General features: G+C 48.6%; 2 tRNA genes and 2 rRNA genes. All 4 read left to right on the top strand.

Annotation, left to right across the window (positions count from 1 at the left end):
* The first annotated feature begins 290 nt into the window (after positions 1 to 290).
* The 4 genes from INP77_RS14765 to INP77_RS14750 all read left to right on the top strand — a co-directional run bounded on the left by INP77_RS14765 (position 291) and on the right by INP77_RS14750 (position 5,340).
* A 16S ribosomal RNA gene (locus INP77_RS14765) occupies positions 291 to 1,829 on the top strand.
* A gap of 87 nt (positions 1,830 to 1,916) precedes the next feature.
* Positions 1,917 to 1,993: transfer RNA gene (locus tag INP77_RS14760), tRNA-Ile, on the top strand.
* A 9-nt stretch (positions 1,994 to 2,002) separates the two neighbouring features.
* Positions 2,003 to 2,078: transfer RNA gene (locus INP77_RS14755), tRNA-Ala, on the top strand.
* A gap of 379 nt (positions 2,079 to 2,457) precedes the next feature.
* Positions 2,458 to 5,340 (top strand): 23S ribosomal RNA (locus INP77_RS14750).
* The 16S and 23S rRNA genes sit together here with 2 tRNA genes alongside, the layout of an rRNA operon.
* Positions 5,341 to 5,502 lie beyond the last annotated feature (162 nt).

The raw sequence follows: 5,502 nt of genomic DNA, 5'->3' as shown, positions 1-5,502 counted from the left end.
AAAAACCTCTGTATAATGCGCGCTTCGCTTGAAACGTTGGAAGTTAAAACGGAAGAGCGAAAAGCCTTCGAGGCACTGTTCTTTAAAAATTAGGATGACTGATAAGTGTGGGTGTTTGTAGTTGGGTGTGAACGCATTTGATGCGTAAACTCAGAAAATACAAATGCTTACGCTTAGATTTATGACAAGTATGTACAGTGTAGTTTACACACATACCTTGAAATGAATTTGAGATATAGCGAAATCGAATACCGCCTCTTGATTGAGGTAAAAAGTAATAGTTAGGAATTAAACTGAAGAGTTTGATCCTGGCTCAGATTGAACGCTGGCGGAATGCTTTACACATGCAAGTCGAACGATGAACCTTAGCTTGCTAAGGGGATTAGTGGCGAACGGGTGAGTAATATATCGGAACGTACCTTGTAATGGGGGATAACTAGTCGAAAGATTAGCTAATACCGCATACGCCCTGAGGGGGAAAGTAGGGGATCTTCGGACCTTACGTTATAAGAGCGGCCGATATCTGATTAGCTAGTTGGTGGGGTAATGGCCTACCAAGGCGACGATCAGTAGCTGGTCTGAGAGGACGACCAGCCACACTGGAACTGAGACACGGTCCAGACTCCTACGGGAGGCAGCAGTGGGGAATTTTGGACAATGGGCGCAAGCCTGATCCAGCCATTCCGCGTGAGTGAAGAAGGCCTTCGGGTTGTAAAGCTCTTTCGCAAGGGAAGAAAACTTACACAATAACACTGTGTGAGGCTGACGGTACCTTGATAAGAAGCACCGGCTAACTACGTGCCAGCAGCCGCGGTAATACGTAGGGTGCGAGCGTTAATCGGAATTACTGGGCGTAAAGCGTGCGCAGGCGGTTTTGTAAGTCAGATGTGAAATCCCCGAGCTCAACTTGGGAACTGCGTTTGAAACTACAAGACTAGAATATGTCAGAGGGGGGTAGAATTCCACGTGTAGCAGTGAAATGCGTAGAGATGTGGAGGAATACCAATGGCGAAGGCAGCCCCCTGGGATAATATTGACGCTCATGCACGAAAGCGTGGGGAGCAAACAGGATTAGATACCCTGGTAGTCCACGCCCTAAACGATGTCTACTAGTTGTTGGTGGAGTAAAATCCATGAGTAACGCAGCTAACGCGTGAAGTAGACCGCCTGGGGAGTACGGTCGCAAGATTAAAACTCAAAGGAATTGACGGGGGCCCGCACAAGCGGTGGATTATGTGGATTAATTCGATGCAACGCGAAAAACCTTACCTGGCCTTGACATGCCACTAACGAAGCAGAGATGCATTAGGTGCCCGTAAGGGAAAGTGGACACAGGTGCTGCATGGCTGTCGTCAGCTCGTGTCGTGAGATGTTGGGTTAAGTCCCGCAACGAGCGCAACCCTTGCCATTAATTGCCATCATTTAGTTGGGCACTTTAATGGGACTGCCGGTGACAAACCGGAGGAAGGTGGGGATGACGTCAAGTCCTCATGGCCCTTATGGCCAGGGCTTCACACGTAATACAATGGTCGGTACAGAGAGTTGCCAAGCCGCGAGGTGGAGCTAATCTCAGAAAGCCGATCGTAGTCCGGATTGTTCTCTGCAACTCGAGAGCATGAAGTCGGAATCGCTAGTAATCGCGGATCAGCATGTCGCGGTGAATACGTTCCCGGGCCTTGTACACACCGCCCGTCACACCATGGGAGTGGGTTTTACCAGAAGTAGTTAGTCTAACCGCAAGGGGGACGATTACCACGGTAGTATTCATGACTGGGGTGAAGTCGTAACAAGGTAGCCGTATCGGAAGGTGCGGCTGGATCACCTCCTTTCTAGAGAAGATCACCTGTCTACAAGCATTCACTCTTATCGGTCATCTTAAAAATAAGCAGCAACAAAGATTTAGGCAAACCGCCTTAGGGTCTGTAGCTCAGCTGGTTAGAGCACCGTCTTGATAAGGCGGGGGTCGTTGGTTCGAGCCCAACCAGACCCACCACCGAATATTGGGGGATTAGCTCAGCTGGGAGAGCACCTGCTTTGCAAGCAGGGGGTCGTCGGTTCGATCCCGTCATCCTCCACCAACGACTTGGTGTCTTTGTTGCGGTTTAGAGATTAGAAGCAAGCGTTATTAATTGATGTTTGATTAAATGTTTGCTTCTGGTTTTTAAACGTTAGTTTAAAAAACTAAGACTGCTCTTTAACAAAATGGAAGAAGTAAAGGAATATAGGTTGTGTGATGACAACTTATATTCAATGGGCGATATTATTTTTTAACCGGAAATAATATCGATTGATTGCAAAATCAGAAATATTAAACGCAAGTTGAGAAGCGACATTGATGAGTAATCATGAATGTAGCGAATCTAACGAGGTTTGATAGTGCTTTAGAATTACCTGTAACGCGTGTCTCATGCACGACGAAATCTAGATTTAAAAAGGGTTTAGGTTTTAACGTTATAGGGTCAAGTGAATAAGTGCATATGGTGGATGCCTTGGCGATATCAGGCGATGAAGGACGTGATAGCCTGCGAAAAGCTTCGGGGAGCTGGCAAATAAGCTTTGATCCGGAGATGTCCGAATGGGGAAACCCGGCCGTAAGGTCATTCTCTTCTGAATATATAGGAAGAGTAAAGCGAACCTGGAGAACTGAAACATCTAAGTACCCAGAGGAAAAGAAATCAACCGAGATTCCGTAAGTAGTGGCGAGCGAACATGGAACAGCCTGTTACTTTTAGCAGACGCGATAGTAGAACGGAATGGAAAGTCCGACCGTAGTGGGTGATAGTCCCGTATACGAAATCCCGTTTGTGGAACTAGGGTAACGACAAGTAGGGCGGGGCACGAGAAACCCTGTCTGAACATGGGGGGACCATCCTCCAAGGCTAAATACTCGATATCGACCGATAGTGAACCAGTACCGTGAGGGAAAGGCGAAAAGAACCCCGGGAGGGGAGTGAAATAGATCCTGAAACCGTATGCATACAAACAGTGGGAGCCTCGTAAGGGGTGACTGCGTACCTTTTGTATAATGGGTCAGCGACTTACATTCAGTGGCAAGCTTAACCGATAGGGGAGGCGTAGAGAAATCGAGTCCGAATAGGGCGAATTAGTCGCTGGGTGTAGACCCGAAACCAAGTGATCTATCCATGGCCAGGATGAAGGTGCCGTAACAGGTACTGGAGGTCCGAACCCACAAATGTTGAAAAATTTGGGGATGAGCTGTGGATAGGGGTGAAAGGCTAAACAAACTTGGAGATAGCTGGTTCTCTCCGAAAACTATTTAGGTAGTGCCTCGTATATAACTCTCGGGGGTAGAGCACTGTTATGGCTAGGGGGTTCATAAGAACTTACCAAACCATTGCAAACTCCGAATACTGAGAAGTTCAATTACGGGAGACAGTCCATGGGTGCTAACGTCCGTGGACAAGAGGGAAACAACCCAGACCGACAGCTAAGGTCCCAAATGACGTGCTAAGTGGAAAACGAAGTGGGAAGGCATAGACAGCCAGGATGTTGGCTTAGAAGCAGCCATCATTTAAAGAAAGCGTAATAGCTCACTGGTCGAGTCGTCCTGCGCGGAAGATGTAACGGGGCTAAGCACGTAACCGAAGCTTCGGATGCCAGTTTACTGGCATGGTAGGAGAGCGTTCTGTAGGCCTGCGAAGGTGTACTGTGAGGTATGCTGGAGGTATCAGAAGTGCGAATGCTGACATGAGTAGCGATAAAGGGAGTGAAAAGCTCCCTCGCCGAAAGCCCAAGGTTTCCTGCGCAACGTTCATCGGCGCAGGGTGAGTCGGCCCCTAAGGTGAGGCAGAGATGCGTAGCTGATGGGAAACAGGTTAATATTCCTGTACCTATATACAATGCGATGTGGGGACGGAGAAGGTTAGGTCAGCCGGGTGTTGGATGTCCCGGTTCAAGCGTGTAGGTTGGTTCTTTAGGCAAATCCGGAGAGCTAAGACTGAGACGTGATAACGAGTCTGCTTGCAGACGAAGTGATTGATACCATGCTTCCAAGAAAAGCCACTAAGCTTCAGTTGTATAAGACCGTACCGCAAACCGACACAGGTGGGCAGGATGAGAATTCTAAGGCGCTTGAGAGAACCCGGGAGAAGGAACTCGGCAAATTAGCACCGTAACTTCGGGAGAAGGTGCGCCCCGGTAACGTGTATAGACTTGCTCTAGAAGCGTGATGGGGTTGCAGTGAAAAGGTGGCTGCGACTGTTTAATAAAAACACAGCACTCTGCAAACACGAAAGTGGACGTATAGGGTGTGACGCCTGCCCGGTGCTGGAAGATTAAATGATGGGGTGCAAGCTCTTGATTGAAGTCCCAGTAAACGGCGGCCGTAACTATAACGGTCCTAAGGTAGCGAAATTCCTTGTCGGGTAAGTTCCGACCCGCACGAATGGCGTAACGATGGCCACACTGTCTCCTCTCGGGACTCAGCGAAGTTGAAATGTTTGTGAAGATGCAATCTCCCCGCGGCTAGACGGAAAGACCCCATGAACCTTTACTGCAGCTTTACATTGGACTTTGACAAGATTTGTGTAGGATAGGTGGGAGACTATGAAGCGGTGTCGCCAGATATCGTGGAGTCATCCTTGAAATACCACCCTGATGTTGTTGAGGTTCTAACCTAGGTCCGTAATCCGGACTGGGGACCGTGTATGGTAGGCAGTTTGACTGGGGCGGTCTCCTCCCAAAGAGTAACGGAGGAGTGCGAAGGTAACCTAGGTACGGTCGGAAATCGTACTGATAGTGCAATGGCAAAAGGTTGCTTGACTGCGAGACGGACAGGTCGAGCAGGTGCGAAAGCAGGTCATAGTGATCCGGTGGTTCTGTATGGAAGGGCCATCGCTCAACGGATAAAAGGTACTCTGGGGATAACAGGCTGATTCCTCCCAAGAGTTCATATCGACGGGGGAGTTTGGCACCTCGATGTCGGCTCATCACATCCTGGGGCTGTAGCCGGTCCCAAGGGTATGGCTGTTCGCCATTTAAAGTGGTACGTGAGCTGGGTTTAAAACGTCGTGAGACAGTTTGGTCCCTATCTGCCGTGGGCGCTGCAAGTTTGAGGGGACCTGCTCCTAGTACGAGAGGACCGGAGTGGACGCACCTCTGGTGGACCAGTTATCATGCCAATGGTATAGCTGGGTAGCTAAGTGCGGAAGAGATAAACGCTGAAAGCATCTAAGCGTGAAACTCGCCTCGAGATGAGACTTGCCTCTGGCTTTAAGCCAGCTAAAGAGTCGTTCAAGACCAGGACGTTGATAGGTCAGGTGTGGAAGTGCAGTAATGCATTAAGCTAACTGATACTAATTGCTCGTGAGGCTTGATCCTATAACCTTAAAACTTAGACCAAAATCTAAGCCAGGTGTAGTTCAAAGCAATATGATTTGGCAATCATCTAGAAATAAGAAACACAAGTTGTTTCATACCCTGCCCATTGATGCCTGAAAAAGCAAAATCCTTTACTTCTTCCAATTTGTTAAAGCAGGCTGA

It is taken from the genome of Methylophilus sp. 13 (assembly GCF_015354335.1).
GTDB lineage: Bacteria > Pseudomonadota > Gammaproteobacteria > Burkholderiales > Methylophilaceae > Methylophilus > Methylophilus glucosoxydans.
This window is presented reverse-complemented; position numbering and strand designations above follow the sequence as displayed.